Origin of the sequence: Pseudomonas sp. EL_65y_Pfl2_R95 (assembly GCF_963971045.1) — a bacterium.
Taxonomy (GTDB): domain Bacteria; phylum Pseudomonadota; class Gammaproteobacteria; order Pseudomonadales; family Pseudomonadaceae; genus Aquipseudomonas.
The window spans coordinates 344,217-362,727 of record NZ_CAXAOV010000006.1 but is presented as its reverse complement, the minus strand read 5'-3'; the positions used below and the strand labels follow the sequence as shown (position 1 = coordinate 362,727).

Annotated in this window: 18 protein-coding genes; 9 read left to right on the top strand and 9 right to left on the bottom strand. The window is 54.1% G+C overall.

The features are described from left to right. Positions 1–30 precede the first annotated feature (30 nt). From AACY09_RS19730 to AACY09_RS19705, 6 genes are all read right to left on the bottom strand, one after another. The gene (locus AACY09_RS19730) at positions 31–1,404 is read right to left on the bottom strand and encodes a glutamine synthetase family protein (protein ID WP_339490452.1); all 1,374 of its coding nucleotides are present in this window, start codon (positions 1,402–1,404) and stop codon (positions 31–33) included. A gap of 159 nt (positions 1,405–1,563) precedes the next feature. Further along, positions 1,564–2,613 (bottom strand): TRAP transporter substrate-binding protein DctP, encoded by a 1,050-nt coding sequence (gene dctP, locus AACY09_RS19725; RefSeq protein WP_339490450.1) that lies wholly within the window; start codon positions 2,611–2,613, stop codon positions 1,564–1,566. Between the two features lie 139 nt (positions 2,614–2,752). Next, positions 2,753–4,078 carry a TRAP transporter large permease gene (locus AACY09_RS19720; protein ID WP_339490449.1) on the bottom strand — a complete coding sequence of 442 codons (1,326 nt, stop codon included), beginning with the start codon at positions 4,076–4,078 and terminating at the stop codon, positions 2,753–2,755. After that, positions 4,078–4,584 carry a TRAP transporter small permease subunit gene (locus AACY09_RS19715; RefSeq protein WP_339490448.1) on the bottom strand — a complete coding sequence of 169 codons (507 nt, stop codon included), beginning with the start codon at positions 4,582–4,584 and terminating at the stop codon, positions 4,078–4,080. Before AACY09_RS19715 ends, AACY09_RS19720 begins: the two co-directional genes overlap by 1 nt. A 204-nt stretch (positions 4,585–4,788) precedes the next feature. Further along, the gene (locus AACY09_RS19710; protein WP_339490447.1) at positions 4,789–5,733 is read right to left on the bottom strand and encodes an alpha/beta fold hydrolase; all 945 of its coding nucleotides are present in this window, start codon (positions 5,731–5,733) and stop codon (positions 4,789–4,791) included. A gap of 75 nt (positions 5,734–5,808) precedes the next feature. Continuing rightward, the gene (locus AACY09_RS19705; RefSeq protein WP_339490446.1) at positions 5,809–6,699 is read right to left on the bottom strand and encodes an esterase/lipase family protein; all 891 of its coding nucleotides are present in this window, start codon (positions 6,697–6,699) and stop codon (positions 5,809–5,811) included. A 250-nt stretch (positions 6,700–6,949) separates the two neighbouring features. Between AACY09_RS19705 and AACY09_RS19700 the strand changes: the two genes are divergently transcribed. Continuing rightward, positions 6,950–7,180 (top strand): hypothetical protein, encoded by a 231-nt coding sequence (locus AACY09_RS19700; protein WP_339490445.1) that lies wholly within the window; start codon positions 6,950–6,952, stop codon positions 7,178–7,180. A 4-nt stretch (positions 7,181–7,184) separates the two neighbouring features. Here AACY09_RS19700 and AACY09_RS19695 read toward each other — a convergent pair whose 3' ends face one another. After that, positions 7,185–8,081 carry an AEC family transporter gene (locus AACY09_RS19695; protein ID WP_339490444.1) on the bottom strand — a complete coding sequence of 299 codons (897 nt, stop codon included), beginning with the start codon at positions 8,079–8,081 and terminating at the stop codon, positions 7,185–7,187. A gap of 197 nt (positions 8,082–8,278) precedes the next feature. Between AACY09_RS19695 and osmE the strand changes: the two genes are divergently transcribed. The 8 genes from osmE to AACY09_RS19655 all read left to right on the top strand — a co-directional run bounded on the left by osmE (position 8,279) and on the right by AACY09_RS19655 (position 15,071). Then, positions 8,279–8,644 carry an osmotically-inducible lipoprotein OsmE gene (gene osmE / locus AACY09_RS19690; RefSeq protein ID WP_339490442.1) on the top strand — a complete coding sequence of 122 codons (366 nt, stop codon included), beginning with the start codon at positions 8,279–8,281 and terminating at the stop codon, positions 8,642–8,644. Between the two features lie 140 nt (positions 8,645–8,784). Continuing rightward, a complete protein-coding gene (locus AACY09_RS19685; RefSeq protein WP_339490438.1) occupies positions 8,785–9,453 on the top strand; it encodes a TetR family transcriptional regulator in 669 nt (222 codons plus the stop codon). A 141-nt stretch (positions 9,454–9,594) separates the two neighbouring features. Continuing rightward, entirely contained in the window at positions 9,595–10,095 is a 501-nt protein-coding gene (gene ureE, locus AACY09_RS19680) for an urease accessory protein UreE (RefSeq protein ID WP_339490436.1), read from the top strand. Then, complete coding sequence (locus AACY09_RS19675) at positions 10,092–10,766, top strand: urease accessory protein UreF (protein ID WP_339490434.1); 675 nt, start codon at positions 10,092–10,094, stop codon at positions 10,764–10,766. The genes ureE and AACY09_RS19675 overlap by 4 nt, the downstream gene beginning before the upstream one ends. Positions 10,767–10,780: 14 nt before the next feature. Continuing rightward, complete coding sequence (gene ureG / locus AACY09_RS19670) at positions 10,781–11,395, top strand: urease accessory protein UreG (protein ID WP_339490432.1); 615 nt, start codon at positions 10,781–10,783, stop codon at positions 11,393–11,395. A gap of 26 nt (positions 11,396–11,421) precedes the next feature. Continuing rightward, complete coding sequence (locus AACY09_RS19665; protein ID WP_339490429.1) at positions 11,422–11,994, top strand: HupE/UreJ family protein; 573 nt, start codon at positions 11,422–11,424, stop codon at positions 11,992–11,994. A gap of 153 nt (positions 11,995–12,147) precedes the next feature. Then, complete coding sequence (locus AACY09_RS19660) at positions 12,148–13,059, top strand: glycerophosphodiester phosphodiesterase (protein WP_339490426.1); 912 nt, start codon at positions 12,148–12,150, stop codon at positions 13,057–13,059. 1,424 nt (positions 13,060–14,483) lie between these two features. Further along, entirely contained in the window at positions 14,484–15,071 is a 588-nt protein-coding gene (locus AACY09_RS19655; RefSeq protein ID WP_339490424.1) for an LOG family protein, read from the top strand. A gap of 112 nt (positions 15,072–15,183) precedes the next feature. On the opposite strand, the gene AACY09_RS19650 is transcribed toward AACY09_RS19655, so the two are convergent. Both AACY09_RS19650 and AACY09_RS19645 read right to left on the bottom strand, forming a co-directional pair. Continuing rightward, a complete protein-coding gene (locus AACY09_RS19650; RefSeq protein ID WP_339490421.1) occupies positions 15,184–15,957 on the bottom strand; it encodes a type IV pili methyl-accepting chemotaxis transducer N-terminal domain-containing protein in 774 nt (257 codons plus the stop codon). A gap of 527 nt (positions 15,958–16,484) precedes the next feature. Beyond that, positions 16,485–18,455 (bottom strand): type VI secretion system Vgr family protein, encoded by a 1,971-nt coding sequence (locus tag AACY09_RS19645; RefSeq protein ID WP_339490417.1) that lies wholly within the window; start codon positions 18,453–18,455, stop codon positions 16,485–16,487. Positions 18,456–18,511 lie beyond the last annotated feature (56 nt).

The window sequence follows — 18,511 nt, the reverse complement described above, 5'->3', positions numbered from 1 at the left end:
GTGGCAGGCGTAATCGTTATCGCAGCAGCGCTAAATAATTTCAAAGTAGCGCTCAAGCTCCCAGTCACTGACATGTCGGCGGTACTCACGCTCCTCCCACTCACGACTGGCAGCAAAGTGTTCGACAAAGGCATCACCAAACATCTCCCGGGCCGCCGTTGAGGCTTTTAAGCGCTGCGCCGCGTCCCATAAAGTGCGCGGCAGTGCCAAGTGCTCGGGGTGTTTTTGTTCGTAAGCATTACCCACAACGGGGTCGGTCGGTTGCCATTTTTGCATTACTCCATACAGCCCTGAAGCCAGCGCTACGGACAACGCCAGATAGGGGTTGGCATCTGCGGCGCCGAGGCGGTATTCCTGACGCTGGGATTTATCGCTACCGGGAATCACCCGCAGCGCAGCGGTTCGGTTCTCCACGCCCCAGGTCGCATCGGTCGGCGCCCAGAAACCCGGAATCATTCGTCGGTAGCTGTTCAGCGTAGGCGCGACCATGCATAAAAATTCAGGCATCAGGCGCTGTTGACCCGCGAGAAAATGGCGCTGAATTTCACTCATATTGTGGTCTTGGCTGGCATCATAAAATGCTGATTTGCCATCGCTTCGGTTGCGCAGCGACACATGAATATGGCCGCTTTGCCCCGGATACTTACCCGACCACTTGGCCATAAAGGTCGCCATCAAGCCATTGCGCTGAGCCAGCACCTTCATAAAGGTTTTGAACAATGCGCCTTTATCCGCAGCGTCCGCGGCATGGTCATAAGCAATCGCGGCTTCCAGCACGCCAGGGCCGGTCTCGGTGTGCAGGCCTTCGATAGGAAAATCCATGATCTCGGACATTTCGAGTATCTGTTGATACAACTCGGCATGCACCGAGTTACGGATCATCGAGTACCCAAACCAATCCGGGGTGAAGGGCTTGAGATTGCGATAGCCCTTCTCGCGCACTGATTCGGGCGTTTCATCGAACATGAAAAATTCATACTCAAGCGATGCGAACGGATCGAAGCCCATGTCTTGGCAACGCTCAATCACTTTACGCAAAGTGCCGCGCGGGCAGACCGCTTCCGCTTGTTGATCAAACTCCGCGAGAAACAACAGCATGCCGTTTTCAAAGGGAATATCACGGCAGGTGTGGGGCAAAATACGCACCGGCGCATCGGGATAACCCGTGTGCCAGCCGGTGTAGCTGGCGTTGTCATAGAGTTGATCTTTGACATCCCAGCCGAGCACCACATCGCAGAAGGCAAACCCATGTTCCAGCGATGAATAGAATTTGCTGCGGCTCATGTACTTACCGCGCATGACGCCGTCGTTATCAAACAAACCGACTTTGATATGACTCAGGTTTCGCTCCTCGATGATGCGTTTGGCATCCTCGATGGTTTTAACATCCCGCGGATTGAGCATGACGCCCCCTGTCTAATTGTTATGGCCAACATCCCGTGTCAGCTGGGTGAACGCATTTACCAGGTCCTGAATTGCAGCAGGCTGATTCGGCATTAATCAGCACCTCTACGCACAACGCCTGAGCCCACTGTGTTGCAGACTCAGGCGTTATTACTGCGTTTAACGATACGGCGAGCCGGCCTTGGCCATCAGCGCATTGTATTTTTTGAAGATCTCGACCACTTTGGCGCAGCGCGGGCTGGTCTTGGCAATCTCATCCCAGAAGACCTGGGCTTCGTCCTCAACCTTTTTCCACTGCTCCGGTGGAATGCTGGTGAGCTGCATCTTGCTGCCTTCAACCCGCAACTTTGCCTCTCCGCCCCAATACCAGTGCTGGCGGTAGTAGTTAGAGCTGTCCATGCACAGTTTGAACAAGGTCTGCAGATGCGCTGGAACCTCGGCCCACTTCTCCGAGTTAGCGAAGTAGGAACCGCACCAGGCGCCTGAAATATTATTGGTCAGAAAGTACTTGGTGACGTTAGCCCAACCGACGGTGTAATCCTCGGTAATCCCTGACCAGGCAATGCCATCGAGTTCGCCGGTTTGCACCGCCACCTCAACATCTTCCCAAGGCAAGGTCACCGGAATCACGCCGAAACGAGAGAGAAACTTGCCGGCAGTTGGAAAGGTAAAGATGCGCTTGCCTTTGAGATCATCAAGGCTCTTTATCGGCTCAACCGTTGCGAAATTACAGGGGTCCCACGCGCCCGCACCGAGCCAGGTAACACCTTCGACTTCGCCGTAGGCCTCTTCCCAGATTTCTTTGAGCCCGTACTGCTCAAACAACACAGGAACATCCAGACTGTAGCGTGTGGCAAACGGGAAGTAACCGCCAAACACGGCGACATCAACCGGCGCCGCAATGGAGTCGTCATCGCTCTGCACAGCGTCAATGGTGCCGCGTTGCATGGCGCGAAATAGCTCGCCAGTCGGCACCAACTGATCGGCAAAATACAGCTGGATTTCCATCTGCCCATTGGCGGCTTTGTTGAAAGCATCAATAGAAGGCTTGATCACATGTTCTGCCAGCGCAGGGCCGGCATAGGTTTGCAGCCGCCAAGTGATCTTTTTCGGTTCAGCGGCGTAAATATGTGCCGAACCGAGTGCCGTAGCCCCCACTGCACCAGTAGTCACCGCAGCGGTTTTTAGAAAATTACGTCTTGTGCTCATGCTGTGCTCTCCAAGTGTCGATTAAATCGCAGACCGACGCTCACTCCTTTAGTGGGCGTGCGTTATAAGGCTGGCGAAAACTCGCTAACCCCTTGTGCGCACAACATGAACAACGCGCACTAATTACCCAATGCAAGCCTCATCGCGCGTAATGCCATTGCGGCAACCACAAGGCTATTTGCGGAAACACCATCACCAACATCAGCGCCAGAATCATGATCAACACGAATGGCGTAACGGAGACATAAATGTCGCGCAAGGTGACTTCAGGCGGCGCCATGGCACGCATCAAAAACAGGTTGTAACCAAATGGCGGCGTCATATAGGCGATCTGGCAGGTGATGGTGTAAAGCACGCCATACCAGACCAGATCAAAACCCAGGGCCCCCACCAGAGGCACATATAGAGGCGCGACGATCACCAGCATTGCCGTGTCGTCAAGAAACATGCCCATCAAAATGAACGACACCTGCATCATGATCAGCACCTGCCACGGGCTCAGGTCCATGCGGTCGATAAAGAAGGCTTCAATCGCCTTGACCGCGCCCAAGCCATCAAACACTGCGCCGAAGCACAGGGCAGCCAGGATGATCCACATAAACATGCAACTGATGGCCAACGTCTTGCGTAGGGTTTCTTCCATCACCACGCGGTTTAACCGGCGCTTGAACAGCGCCGCCAAGGTCGCAGCCGCTGCGCCGACCGCAGAGCTTTCGACCAGGCTGGTGATGCCCATCAGGAACAAGCCGGTCATGCTGAAAAAGATAAACAGCGGCACGATACCGGCTTGCAATAGGCGCATTTTCTCGCCCCAAGTAATCTGTTTGCGCTCTTCTTCGCTCAGCGCCGGGCCAAGTTCAGGTTGCAAGCGGCAACGAATCGCGATGTACAGGACAAACATCCCAGCCATCAGCAGGCCGGGGAAAACACCGGCCAGCCAGAGTTGCCCAACAGGTTGGCGAGCGATCATTCCGTAAAGCACCAGCACCACACTGGGCGGAATCAAAATGCCCAGGGAGCTGCCCGCTTGGATAACCCCAGTGACCATGATCTTGTCGTAGCCCCGGCGCAGCAGCTCAGGCAGAGCAATGCTTGCACCAATCGCCATGCCAGCAACGCTCAAACCATTCATGGCCGAGATGGCCACCATCAAGGCAATAGTGCCGATGGCAAGGCCGCCATTTAAAGGCCCCATCCACACATGAAACATGCGGTACAGATCTTCAGCCAAGCCAGATTCAGAGAGCATATAGCCCATAAACACAAACAACGGCAACGTCAGTAACGGGTACCATTTCATCAGCTTCATGGCAGCGCTGAAAGCCACTTCCGAGCCGCCATCGCCCCATAACATCAGCGCGGCGACAACGGCGACAAACCCAATAGCGCCAAATACCCGTTTACCGGTGAGCAGGAGCAACATCATTGAAGAAAACATCAGCAAGGCGATGAGTTCATACCCCATTACAAGGTCTCCCCACGCGCCGCTGCGACATCTTTGAAAAAGGTGGCGAGCGCCTGCAACAGCATCAGAAAGATGCCAATGCACATGATTATCTTGATCGGTGCCATCGGCGGCGACCACGCCGAATAGCTGGTTTCCTTGTATTCAAGGGCGTACACCGTCGAGGAAATACCGCCGTACAACAAAAACACCAGGTAGAAAATCAGCAATATCACGGTGAAAGCATCCACCAGTGCCCGAGTGGTAGGCGACCAGCGAGTGTAAATAAGGTCCATGCGCACATGCGCATCAAGTTGCATCGAATAGGCGCCGCCTAGCAGAAAGTATGCAACCATCAAAAACTGCGCGCTCTCCAAGGTCCAGGCCGCGGGCTGAAAGAAGGTTTTACTGATGGATGAATACAACAAGACGCCCAGCATGGCGAAAATCAAGTACATCGCAAACCGGCCAACAAGCCGATTGATTTTCTCCACTCCCCGAACAAAGCCACAGATAAGCCTACGCATGGCGATCCCTGCTTTCTGATAGTTATCTGGTTAGCCTAGTCGAAGATCGGATAAAGCCAACACAAGCCACTCAATGTGCGAGCGGCCGGGTAATTTCTCGGTGCGAATCACGCGCCGAGCATAGCTAGATATCTCTAAAAACACAGAAATCTCTAGTGCAGCAGCTTTCAGAGATTCCCTAATCCTTCACACTGAATATAGCCGTCATTGGCCAAGAAATGCTGTCAGTGCGGCGCTGGTATTCAAGGGGTCTTCTTCTTGTGGGACATGGCCAAGGTCTTCAAAGATCAGCAGGCGGCTACCGTCTATATCACTGGCGAACCGCTCAGCATTCGCCGGCGTAATCAAGCGGTCCTGACCGCCCCAGATAATCAACGTCGGCACCTTTAGCTGCTTCAACTGTGCATAGTCAGTGTTTTTCACCTGTTTGAAGCGCTCAATAAGGGCTTGGCGATTACCTTCACGCAGGGTTAGCTGGTAATAGCGCTCGACCAGCTGATCCGTGACCTTTGTCGGGTCGCCGTAAACATTGCGCACACTGGATTCAATCATCTTGCGTGGCAGAATTTTGCTCATCAACGGCCCCAGAATTGGGTTCTGCGCCAGGCGAAAGCCCAAAGGAACAGAGCTGGATTGGCGCGGGTAGCCTGCCGCATCAATCAGTACCAGATGCCCGACGTGCTGCGGCTGTTTAACGGCGAATAGCCACGCCAGCTGGCCACCAAAGCTATTGCCCACCACGGTCACCTTCTGCAGTTTAAGCTGCGCGAATAGCTGCTCCAGAAAGCGCTGGTAATGGTCGAGACTGTAGTCACCGTCAATAAATGGGCCCGTCAGACCAAAGCCGGGCAAATCGATACTGATAATCCGGTGCCTGGCTTTGAGCTGCGCCGCCCAACCTTGCCAAGTGTGTAAGCTTGCAGAGGTGCCGTGCAGCAGGAACAGTGGCTCAGCATCGTCACGCGGGCCCTGGTCGCGGATATGCACCTGCAGGCCATCAATATTGACAAAGGTTGAAGGCGCTGGCGCCCAACGCGCCTTGAGCTCATCAACTGATCGGTCGGGCGCCCAACTGATCACAACAAAGCCCAACACAAACAGAACCACCATCAGCACGAGGCCACGCAGTATTTTTATCAAGCGACGCATTAGTTATCCTTGATCTGAGGGGATGGAAACACCCCAAACAGGTAGCCCCACGCCCTATCGGGGCAGGTGAAGGGGTCACAATCCTGCATCGTACAAACGCTGGGCATGCTCTACATAAAGTCGCACTGGGTCCGCGCCTTTACCGACGAGGCCGAAAGTCTGGTTGATGATATCGAAATGATCCAGCGGAAAATCGTCACCAATCACAGTGCCCAGATGCGAGCTATAGCGCCCAACCATGCCGTCACACTGGCCTTTTTCGCGGCGAAAGGTCTTGGCAAATAGTCGGCACGCCCGGTTCGGCCCATCGAAGCGGTTGCCGCCGCGATCAGTAATCCCCGGCTGCAAGGTGCCTGACCACGAGTAATAGCGAACCCCATTAACCTCTGCGGCACCCTCGCCGCCCCAAACCTCGGGCAAACCTTGTGGATACTTGCGATTGAATTGCGCAACCCCTGCACTCGTTAACGAACCATGTGCGGCGGCAATATCCACCGGCAAGGGCGGCCCTTCATAGCCCCGCTCAAGCCAGCCCATCACCCGCACAAGACTACGCAGCAGCAACCTCAAACATTTTTCAGAGACGCTGCCGGCAGCGGCTTTATGGGCCAGATAGTCACCCAGCTCAGAGCCATGATTAGGCCCGGCAATTGAGGTTACAGAGGCGACCCACTCTGGGTGTAACGCAGCAGCATAGCGAGCAGTCAAAGCCCCTTGACTGTGGCCCAGCAGATGCACTTTTTCAGCGCCTGTCTTGGCCATTATGTTCCTGACATGAACCAACAACTGCTCGCCTCGAACCTCGCTTGAGTTCAGCGGCGAGACCTGCACCGCAATCACCTTGGCCCCCAAGGCGCGTAACGCTTTGACGATCCCATACCAATAGGGATAGCCGAGCAAGCTCACATAACCCAACATCCCTGGCACCAAGACCAAGGGGTAGCGCACAGTCGCAGATTGGCTCATCACCTGATTTCCTTGTTGCAGCTGATTAAAAAATCACGGTGCAACGGGCATTTTAATCATGCCCACCCATACGACTTGACGCTGTGTTACAGCGTAGCTGACCTGGCCATAAACCTTAACTCAGAGTGATGCTCTGCATTGATCATCAGCACAGTCGATGAACACTATTAAAGCGCTCAAGTTCTTATTTCCAGCCCGATCTCTAGTATTGACTCCCGTAAGCATCACCACCCCAATCAAGGAGTCAGTCATGAAAAGCAAACTCGCTATCAGCTTGGTCCTAAGCCTATTCGCGGCAAACGCATTCGCACTGCCAAGCTTCAGCCCGCAACCGCTGTTAAGCGAACAGAAAGACAGTCAGCACGTCATTAAGGTTGTTGATCCATTGGCCGAGAACGGCTCGTCACGCACCCCAGGCGCACAATTTCGTGTTGCTGAAGGTGGTGCACAGCGCACCTTGGATGCACGGACTACAGGTTGATCCGTTATATGACCAATAGCACCCAAACCGGCAGCGTCAGTGCACTCAGGACGGTGGATAAAAACACCGTGGAACTGACGCTGCGAACATCGTCCTGAGTCTTAGCAAAGCCGAGAATATTTACTCCACTCGGGCAGCCAGCCATTATCACCAGCACGGCCCGTGCGCCATCATTCAAGTGCGGCAAGAGCCCGCTAAACCACCAAACCAGTGCCGGAAAGACCATCAGCTTGATGACAGTCAGCACCAGCACACTGCTGCTCGGGCGCAAACGAAAGCGCGATAGGCTCGCACCCAGCACAATCAAGGCGCAAGGCAATGCGGCTTGTCCAAGCCACGAAACCATCTTCCACAAAGGCTCTGGCGCAGACCAACCTGACGCATTGAGCAGAGCACCTGCCAATAAGCCGATAATAATGGGGTTCGCCAGGCTTTTAAGCAGCGCAACCACATTGACTCGCTCAGGGCTGCCAAATGCGGCATAGAAGCTCTGCATCGAAAATAGAATCAGACTGTGAACCACCAAAATCGCGAACAGATGAACTAGACCATCATGGCCCATCAAGGTTGTAACGATAGGGATGCCAACCAATACGTTGTTGGAAAATACTGCCGCCAGCCCAAGCGGCGTCGCCCGGCCCTGCTGACGCTGGACGACAAGGTTGACCAGACTGAATATCAGCGCCACGGGAAGAAAATAAGCGAGTAACAAGGTAAGCGACAAACCGTCAGCCAGCGGCGCTTTGGCGATGCCCGTAAATAACAGCATCGGCAAAAAAAGTTTGAACGTGATAGTCGCCAAACCCGCGGCGGCCTCAGCCGTCAACCATTGGCGCCAGCCCAACAAATAACCGAGTACGATCAAGCCAAAGATTGGCAAAATTGCGAGAACGGCAGGCATATCCTCAAGGCTCCAAAACTACTTGATAACTGCTCGACGCGCCCCGACGTGCCAGCTAGAGAGCCTGCAAGCATACCTGCAGAGCAGTTTTATTTCGACGCCTCAACAACTCCACAACACAACTTCTAAAGCGATCTACAGTCATAAGTCTGATGCATTTGCTAAAAAGTAATTGCTGATCTCAACGGGAGAGCACTATGAATAACAAAGTTCTAGGCGTTGCATGTGCACTGACGGTCTTCGCTGCACTGTCAGGTTGCGCGGGAGATAAGCCTGAAAACCCAGTTGACTACTTCACCTTCAATGACCAGCCACTGGTTCGGGATGTGGTTGAGGACATGACAAAAAAAGAAGTACTGCAGGTGGGCGGCAAGCCTTCAGCGGAGATGAACCGCAGTGTTGATCCAGGTACTTGTAATAATTATGTGCTCAACAATGAAGGTCATGAGCAGCCGTACTATGTCAGCTTTAACTCGGCCGACCGGGTCGATAGCAAAGGCTTTATGACCTGCGAGCAGATGGAAGAAAATGCCCGAGCCCGCTCACGTGTTCTCGGTTACTGATTGACTGAGTGCCAGGCGCTTGCGCAGGGCTTTATAAATGCTGCGCCGCCTAAGCGCAGCAGGCACAATCACGCTAAAATCGGCCCCCTGTTGCGAGCCATTTGTTAAAGTGAGCTGCAATCTTCCGGAAGTTTTGACTGATGCAACCTCGCGCCGAACAAAAACTGCAAACTCGCCACGCCCTCATGGATGCGGCCCGCAGCCTAATGGCAGGTGGTCGGGGCTTTTGCAGCCTTAGCCTGCGAGAAGTGGCGCGATCAGCAGGGATCGTACCCACAGGTTTCTACCGCCACTTTCAGGACATGGACTCACTGGGCCTTGCACTTGTGGCCGAAGTCGGCGAAACCTTTCGCGGCACCATCCGCAAGGTGCGCCACAACGAGTTTGAACTGGGCGGTCTGATCGACGCCTCCGTGCGTATCTTCCTCGATGCGGTAGATGCCAACCGCCCTCAATTTATCTTTCTTGCCCGCGAGCAATTTGGCGGTTCACTGCCTGTGCGCCAAGCCATTAGTGCATTGCGTGGACGAATCATGTCCGACCTCGCTGCAGACTTGGCACTAATGCCCAAGCATCAGCACCATGACCGCGAAGAGCTGGAGTTGCTCGCGGACATGATCGTAAAAACCGTGTTCGCCACACTGCCCGAACTGATAGACACCCCTGCAAATCCACTTCCTGCCCACTTGCAACCGGCAGCCAAGATGATTGAGCAACTGCGAGTGATCTTTATCGGCGCCAAATACTGGCATGTACCCGGCTCACAGCCACTGGCCAGGCACACAAGGCGCACCAAAGTGGCGCAGTAGCTCGCAAGCTGCACCAAATAAAACCTGACTAACGCATCAAAATCACCACGCCCGCGCTACAACCCGCACCAATTCTGCGCCACGCCGCATTGGCAAGCCCCTTGCTCTGTAACCCAGTATTGTCCTGCTGGAACCTTTCGCATGCTGGTGATTCATCAACGTATCAAGTCCCAAGAGAAATGCGACGCTGAACTGCTGCTCACCTTTGAAGCACGCAGTAAAAGCCGTCTGCGCTGCTTCACCACAACCGGCGAAGACGTCGGCCTGTTTCTTGAGCGTGGCCAGCCCCCGCTTCACCATGGCGAATGCCTGCAAGCTCAAGATGGCCGAGTTATCCGGGTCAGTGCCCGTGCTGAAGACCTGTTACACGTCACCTGTGACAGCCCATTTGAACTGATGCGGGCGGCCTATCATCTCGGTAATCGCCATGTCGCCTTGCAACTGGGCGATGGCTGGCTGCGGCTGCCCAATGACTACGTACTCAAAGCCATGCTCGAACAGCTTGGCGCCCACGTTGAGCTAATCGAAGCGCCTTATCAACCCGAGCATGGCGCCTATGGTGGCGGCCACCATCATTCTCACGCAGGCGATGCCGAATTCAGTTACGCGCCCCGTCTGCACCAGTTTGGTGTGCGCAAGTGAATAAAGCCTGGGCACTGTTGCGGCTGGCCAGCCCACAACTGCCCATTGGCGGTTACAGCTACTCTCAAGCGCTGGAAATGGCAGTGGAGCAAGGTTTGGTCAAGGATGCGGATGGCGCGCAGCGCTGGATCAGCGACCAACTGCTGTGCAACCTCGCGCGCTTCGAAGCACCACTGTTACTGGCCCACTGCCAAGCTGCAGCAAGGGATGACTGGAGTGCCCTGAAGTCACTGACGGCGCAACACCGCGCCAGCCGCGAAACCCGCGAATTGCGCCTCGAAAGCCGGCAGATGGGCTATTCACTGCAGCAACTGCTGCAGGGCCTTCCTGAACTTGATGCGCCAGCCCGCGAAGTGTTTGAGCAGGTGCAGGAACCCGGACTGGCACTGGGCTGGGCCCTGGCTGCGCGCGCTTGGCAAATTGACGCTCAGGATGCCTTGGCCGCATGGCTTTGGGGCTGGCTGGAGAATCAACTGGCGGTACTGATGAAAACCCTGCCGCTCGGCCAACAAGCCGCACAACGCCTGACATCAACCTTGCTGCCTGTGCTGCAGCAAGCCCAACAACATTGCAATCAAACTGAACCCGCTCACTGGGGCAGCGCCGCGTTTGGCCTGAGCCTGGCGAGCATGGCGCATGAGCGCCAGTACAGCCGACTATTTCGCTCTTAAAAGGAAACTCCTCTATGAATAGCCAACCTTTGCGCGTCGGCATTGGCGGTCCGGTCGGTTCCGGCAAAACCGCTCTGACTTTGGCGCTGTGCCTGGCCCTGCGTGAACGCTACAACATCGCCGTGGTGACCAACGATATTTACACCCAGGAAGATGCACAGTTTCTGGTGCGCAACGAAGCGCTTGCTCCCGAGCGAATCATCGGCGTTGAAACCGGCGGCTGCCCGCACACTGCGATCCGCGAAGATGCGTCGATCAACCTTGAAGCGGTTGATCAATTGAATAAGCGCTTTCCCGGGCTCGACATCATTCTGGTGGAGTCTGGCGGTGACAACCTTTCGGCGACGTTCAGCCCCGAACTGTCTGACCTGACAATCTATGTGATCGACGTGTCGGCGGGCGACAAACTACCGCGCAAAGGCGGCCCCGGGATTTGTAAATCAGACCTGCTGGTGATTAACAAAATCGACCTCGCTTCACTGGTTGGCGCCTCGCTCGAGGTCATGGACCGCGACACCAAGAAAATGCGCGGCGACAAGCCATTTGTTTTCAGCAACCAAAAAATTGGCCAAGGCCTTGAAGACATCATCGCGTTTATCGAACGCCACGGCATGCTCAATGCTGCCTGACTTGAACACCCACAAGGACGCTTAACATGAACCTGCGTAAATCCCTGTTTGCCGTTGCCCTGTTTCTAACCCCTGCACTGGCATTTGCTCACCCTGGCCATCATGAATCTGGGCTGTTGGCGGGCCTGTCCCACCCAGTGTTTGGCCTCGACCACCTGCTGGCGATGCTCGCTGTAGGCTTGTGGGCGGCACAACAACAAGGAGCGTCGCGCTGGACTTTGCCGGTAACTTTCGTCAGCAGCATGCTGCTTGGTGGCGTGCTTGGGTTTAGCGGAGTTGAAATCCCACTGATGGAAACCGCTATCGCCGGCTCAGTCCTCGCATTCGGCCTGCTGGTAGCCGTCGCTGCCCGTCTGCCGGCCGCTTTTGCGTTGGCACTAACCGCTGTGTTCGGCCTCAGCCATGGCGTGGCCCACGGCCTTGAATTGCCTGCATTGGCCAGCCCTGCCACCTATGCCATCGGCTTTGTTGCGGCGACCGCAGCCCTGCACGCCAGCGGTTATGCGATGGTGCGTTTCCTGCCACAAGCTGCTGCACCGCTGGTGCGTATAGCCGGTGCTGCTTCGGCGCTAACCGGTGCCTGGCTACTTGCAAGCTAACTAAATGCAGCCCGCGTCACTCCCTACAGCCTCTCGGCTGTAGGTTTTCTCCTCTCAATGCGCACAACTGTGCTCCAGGTCGTCACCGCCTTGGTCGCCGCTCTGTCATAGTCAGTATTCCCAATGTGATGCCCCTGACCAGACGGAATCAATATGTTGCGTGTCGCCCGCTTTCTAATTGCTCCCACCCTGCTAGTCGCCATTACGCTTACAGTGCTGTCGCTTACCAGCAAGCCGGCGCAAACACCCAAGGTACTCAATTCATTTGGCGGTAACCCACTGGTTATTGCTCACCGGGGCGGGCGCGGCCTATGGCCAGAAAACAGCCTGTTCGCCTTCCAGCGCGCCAGTGCACTGGGTGTGGATATGTTAGAAATGGATATACGCCTCTCCAGCGACGGGCAACTGGTGGTGATCCATGACGAGACGGTGGATCGAACAACCGACGACGAAGGGCCAGTGGCCAACTTCACTCTGGCACAGCTGCAACAAATGGATGCAGGCTACAACTGGTCGGCAGATGGCGGCCAGAGCTATCCCTACCGTGACCAAGGCATTGGGATTCCGTCATTTGAATCAGTGCTGCAGGCGGAACCCGAAATAGCCAAAGTTATTGAGTTGAAGACCGCTGATACGGCCTTGGTCGACAAACTGTGCGAGAGCCTGAACACTTACTCACAGCGCGAGCGGGTGATTATTGCCAGCTACTACGAATCAAGCCTGCAACGCCTGCGTGAACGCTGCCCCGGCGTCGCCACCTCTGCGAGCCCCAACTCAGTTCGGTTATTTCTAGCCATGAACTGGCTGGGAATAAGCCGCGCCCTCTCACCCTCCTACCAAGTCTTGCAGATTCCCCCACGCCATAGCGGCATGGAGCTTGCCAGCAGCGCTTTAATCAAGTCAGCTCAGGCGCGTGGCCTCAACGTACAACTGTGGACAATTAACGAGCAGCCGACCATGCGTAAACTTCTGGATCTGGGGGCAGAGGGCCTGATTACAGACTATCCAGACCGTGCACTGCAGTTACTGGGCCGCTCAACCCGCATTAGCGCCTTGAGCGATTAAATTCACGGCGAACCATTCCACATCTGATCAAAAAACGTACAGCAACCGCCACACCTAGTGCTACGTCGCTCACAGGGGTTAACCCGCAGGTTATCCACAGAAGCTTGCACAGAGATCTGGGATAACTGTGCAAGGTCAAATCTCAAGCACATGAAATAGTTGAATAATTTCTTGACTATCCACCCTGCTTTTCACTTTTCAATCGCTGTACAAAAAACAACCAATACGCGCTAAGCCCCGATTTAACTGGGCTGTAACAATACATACAATAGTTATCAACAAGGCTACCCACAATAGTCGGGGACAAGTGTAGAGCCGTGTCGAGCTGGGTAAAAACGCCGCTAACCTGCTGATTTCACTATTTAATCATTATTGATCAGAAAACATACAACCTGATCAACTCCTAGTCTCATCGGGCTTTGCTGAGTTAACCCGCAGGTTATCCACAGAAGACTGCACAGAGAAACTGGATAACTCGATAAGATTATTGTCTACCGGCGTATTTGGATGAGAATTCACTTGACTATCAAGGGCTATAAGCGGCCTTTTAGCCGCCAAAAGCAGCTGATCAAAAAACAACCAACTCATTAGAGGCCTAGTGAACTGTAGCCTTTATTGATAAGTACAACAGTTATCAACAAGGCTACCCACAATTGCCGTGGACAACTTTTCCGGATGTTTAAATGGGCTCAGCACCCGTAATAACAGCTCAAACCCGCCATTGATCAAAAAACGAACAACAGCTCACACACCTAGTGTTTAAAGGGCCCCAGCGCTTAGCCCGCAGCTTACTCACAGGACGCTCCACAGAGAACTTGAATAACTGTGCCGTGAACGGCTGTCCACATTTGAAATATCTAAAGTTTCGCGCGATTAAATCAGGCAATCTCGCCCCCAGCGCAGTTCGATCAGAAAACAACCAATCCTCTGTAAGCCGCATAATTGCTGGCGCTGAGCGATGCATACATTAGTTATCTACAGGCCTACCCACAATAGCCGTGGACAACTTAATCACAGGGCCAATGAAGTGGATAAGTCAGTTGCATTGCTATTCAGGCTGAGCACACCTGCATTGATCAAAAAACATACAATCACTCGTAACGCCCAGCACACAAGGGCTGTGGCCTGATACGCCCATGTTACCCACAGTTCATTCCACAATATCTGTGTGCAAACCGGGCTAAACCTATTAGGCCGATCAATTCAATCAACAAGCCTGCCTGGGCCTGCAGGGCTAATCTAGCTTCAACACACAGGAGCGCACTTATGAACACCCAACAGACTCAGCTCAGCCAACTGCTGCAAAGCCTGCTTGCTGCTTATGCAGGCGGTAACAGCGGCGTTAGCCCCACCTAACAGAGCACAAATGGTGTTGAACGCTTAATCCGGCTAACCTGAGCGCCTAATTGCTAGAGAGAAAAGCCATGCATTTGCGTTCTATCTGTGTGTTCTGCGGGGCAAGCACCGGGGCGAATCCCATCTACCGTGACGCGGCCGTAAATCTGGGCCAATACCTTGCTCGGCAAAATATTTGCCTCGTTTACGGGGGCGGCGCTGTGGGTTTAATGGGCGTTGTTGCGGATGCAGCACTGGCAGCCGGTGGTGAGGTCATCGGCATCATTCCCCAGAGCTTAAAACGCGCTGAAGTAGGCCACCAGGGCCTTACCCGGCTGGAAGTGGTTGATGGCATGCATGCCCGTAAAGCACGCATGGCAGAGCTCAGCGATGCCTTTATCGCTCTGCCCGGCGGGCTTGGTACCCTTGAGGAGTTATTCGAAGTCTGGACCTGGGCGCAGCTTGGTTACCACAACAAGCCACTGGGCCTACTCGACGTAAACGGCTTTTACAGCAAGCTTGGTGAGTTTCTAGATCAATTGGTGCAAGAGCAATTCGTCCGCGCCAATCAGCGCGCCATGCTGCAACTCAGTGAGACGCCAAGCCAACTGCTGGAACTGATGCAAAACTGGCAACCCCTGGAGGCGCCACGCTGGCAGCGCGAAAAAACCGATTAGGCCTCACTACGGCGCATATGCAACTGCGCCGTAAACGCTACAACCAAGGCCCTGTCGCACAACAGAGGCAAACGCTCAGCCCACCCCAAAATAGCCCTGCTCAATCAACCTGTCACAGGCTATCGGCAGTTAAACCTGCATACAGGCGAGTCATAAGGTTTAGCTGGCGAAACATCGAGTCCGCATTAATCGCAACAATAGTCGGCACGAAATCCTTAGCGGACAATGCCTTGCTCGCGAACTGCCACTTAGCATCCGTCTTGCGCAGCGCTTCGGCGATTTCAGGGTTAGGCGCGGTGCTGGTTTGAAGCTCCTGCATAATGGTGCCGAATTCCGCAACGGACGCGTTGAAATCCGCGTCCAGATTCGGCGCCGTAACACCCCATGCACGTGCCATATAGAACATCGCCGTGCGCTGGGTTAATACTCGGTTCCAACCACTGCGGTTGATCGAGTGAGAGGCTGCATCACCATTGTGTTTCTCAAACAGATCGGTTGTCTGCTGGCATTCCTTGACCAGTTTCTCGGCCGTGGCCAGCACAACCGGGGCTTGAGCTTTATCCGGCTGGGCGGTAATCAAAGGTTTGTATTCAAGCCAGAGCGCATCAACCTTCGCCAGCGACGCACGGATCTCGTCGTTCGAAGCATAGTCTTTCAGCTGCTGATGGTGGTTCTCAAACAACGCGATGCTCTCGTCACGCTGACGCGCAGCAGCATCGACCTTCACACCAGAGCCAATCATCATGTAATCCTTGGCAATAATCTGCCCTAGGCTGCGCTGCAGGCCAGCCATATTCATCGCCTCCAAAGGCGCCATTTGTGCCCAGCTGAAAAGGCTAAAAAATAAGCTGCAACCGAGCAACAACGAACGCATAAAACCTTTCATAAGGTAATTCCTAAATTCGCCTTCAGGCGAGAATCAACAGAACATCGAACACAACGCAAGCGAGGGCGTTATGCGGACAGGGGACGCTGTACTGTTCTTATGAAAATGGGCGTGCGTGAATGAAAGGAGATAAGCATTCCGACGCCTGCAGCGGGCGCGCATTCTAAACCATGACATTGCTAGCTGTTTGCTACTGTTCACAAAGTTTGGAATCACTGGTGATACACACCAGTGAATACCCAAGGAAATCGATCATCGCCCAAACAGCGACCGCAATTAAGGATAAAGCGTCTACAGGGCGAAGGTTGAAACTCGCCCGAACAAGCGCCGAAACTATACTCGGCAGCCGTAAAAGATAATCAATAGGACTGGGGCTCTCAGACAGGCTTGTGCAGCCTTCTCTCTATCTGTTGATTACCTCGAATAAACTCAAGCCTGCCCCCTCGTTGCCGTCAGGATAGAGCCTCCAAACCATTAATTTATGCCCGCGTACTTCAGTTACACCACATACAGCAAATAAGCGCCGATTAACGCCGCCGTTGAGCAGGCATTAACACCTCACCCAGCACGGACTGATCCGCAGGCTGACCTATTTTCGGCAAAAGCAAGGCAATGCCTGAACCAACACCTGGCGAGCCACCTGAATTGATCTTGATAACAGCGCCATTGAAGGTAATGCCACTGGGATCTACTTTCACAAAGCTGCCGCCGCCTTTCGCGGTGAGCTCCATGCCTGCGTCGATAACCACTTTGCTGCCCGCGTAGTAGTGAATTTCATTACCGGCTTCGACAAACTGCCCCACGCCGATTTTCGCGTGCTGGGTAGTGCCGACATTTAGGTGATCGCTGGCATCCACTGCGGTTTTGCGGTCTAGATGGGTGGTGCGATGTTCTTCGGCTTTAAATTCGCTGTAGCTGTTGGCTTCTACCGTGTCGTGGCGTTCATTACCAACCCGAATTTTTTGGTCATGCTCAACCCGTTGATCCCAGTCACGTTGAGCGTGAACGAAGATTTGCTCTTGACCAGCCTTGTCTTCAATGCGCAGTTCGTTATACCCGGCACCGCCAAGGCTACTGTTGGTCTTGAAGGTGCTGCGGGTTTTGTTTTCCGGCAATGCGTAAGGCACGGCGTTTTCTTTATGGTACAGGCAGCCGCTAACGTACGGCTGGTCCGGGTCGCCCTCAAAGAAGCCCACCAATACTTCCATGCCAATACGCGGGATGGTCACTGCACCATAACTGTTACCGCCCCAACTGTTGCTTACCCGCAACCAGCAACTGGTTTGCTCATCAGCTTGGCCAACACGATCCCAAAAGAACTGCACCTTGATGCGGCCGTATTCATCACAATGAATTTCTTCACCCTTGGGGCCGGTGACAATCGCCCGTTGCGCGTTTTGTACTTTGCCTTTGCGGTGTTTCAGCCCTGGTCGGTAAGAAATATCCCACGGCGTGGCTACGAAACTGTTGCGATAGCCTTGGGTAAAGCCATCCTCAGCTTTAACGTCGCTGCTGACCGACTCCTCAAGCACCTGCGGTTGACGACCTTGGTGTTTGACGCTGTGGATCAGCCACAGGTCGTTGTACTGCGCCCGTGGGTGATTATTCAAACTGAGAAAACTGCCACTGACTAAGCTGGCATCGCTACGCCCTTCGGCCACTTCATAACAACTGCGCAAACGCTCCAGCGCTCGTTTGGCCAAGTGTTTGCCGCGAGCACGCTCGGTAAAGCGACCGGGGTATTCATACACCTCAAGCTCAGGCAAGAACTCAGCTTGGTATTCACCTTCGAGTGTGAGCTTGGGTTTCTCAAAGTTGTAATCACGGAAGCTGGCCGAACTGCTGCGGGTTTCAAGGCTGACCAGCAATGACTTGATAACCGCGCCATCAGCCGCCATACCGCTGTCGGGCTGATACACCAAAGGCGCAAGTTTGGGGAACACAGTCTGATCATCGCCAAACACCAGCACATGACCGCTGGCACTGTGCTGAAAGTGAAAGCTAATGCCCTCTTCTTCGCACAGGCGCTGAATAAAGTGCAGGTCGGTTTCATTGTATTGCACACAGTAATCGCGCTCAGGGTAGACATAGGGCCCCAATTGAAAGCGATAAGCATCAGCCTGAATACCCTGTTTGTGGAGCACATCGCTGATGATTTGCTGCACATTCATGTGCTGAAAGATGCGCTGATCAGCGCTGTGCATCAGGTAAGCAAGCTGCGGCCGAAGGCTGACTCGATATCGGGTCAGGCGTTTTCCGGAGTCGCCCTGCTCAGCCGAATAAATAACCCCATGAACGCCTTTTTGCTCGGGGCCGAAGCATAGGTATGCAGGCTGATTGATGAGGGCGTCGAGGTCGAGATCGGGCTTTTCGCTAACCAGTTCAACATCAAACTCATAACACTCGTTGAGGGCCTCAGAGCCATCAAACTTGAGCACTTGAAGGTCTGAATTGAAGCCTGATACTGCCAGAGAAATCTGGGCTTGATTGGCATCCATCTTACTGCCCTCCGTCCATGGGTTATTTTGGTACACAAGAGTGCCGTATACGGCGT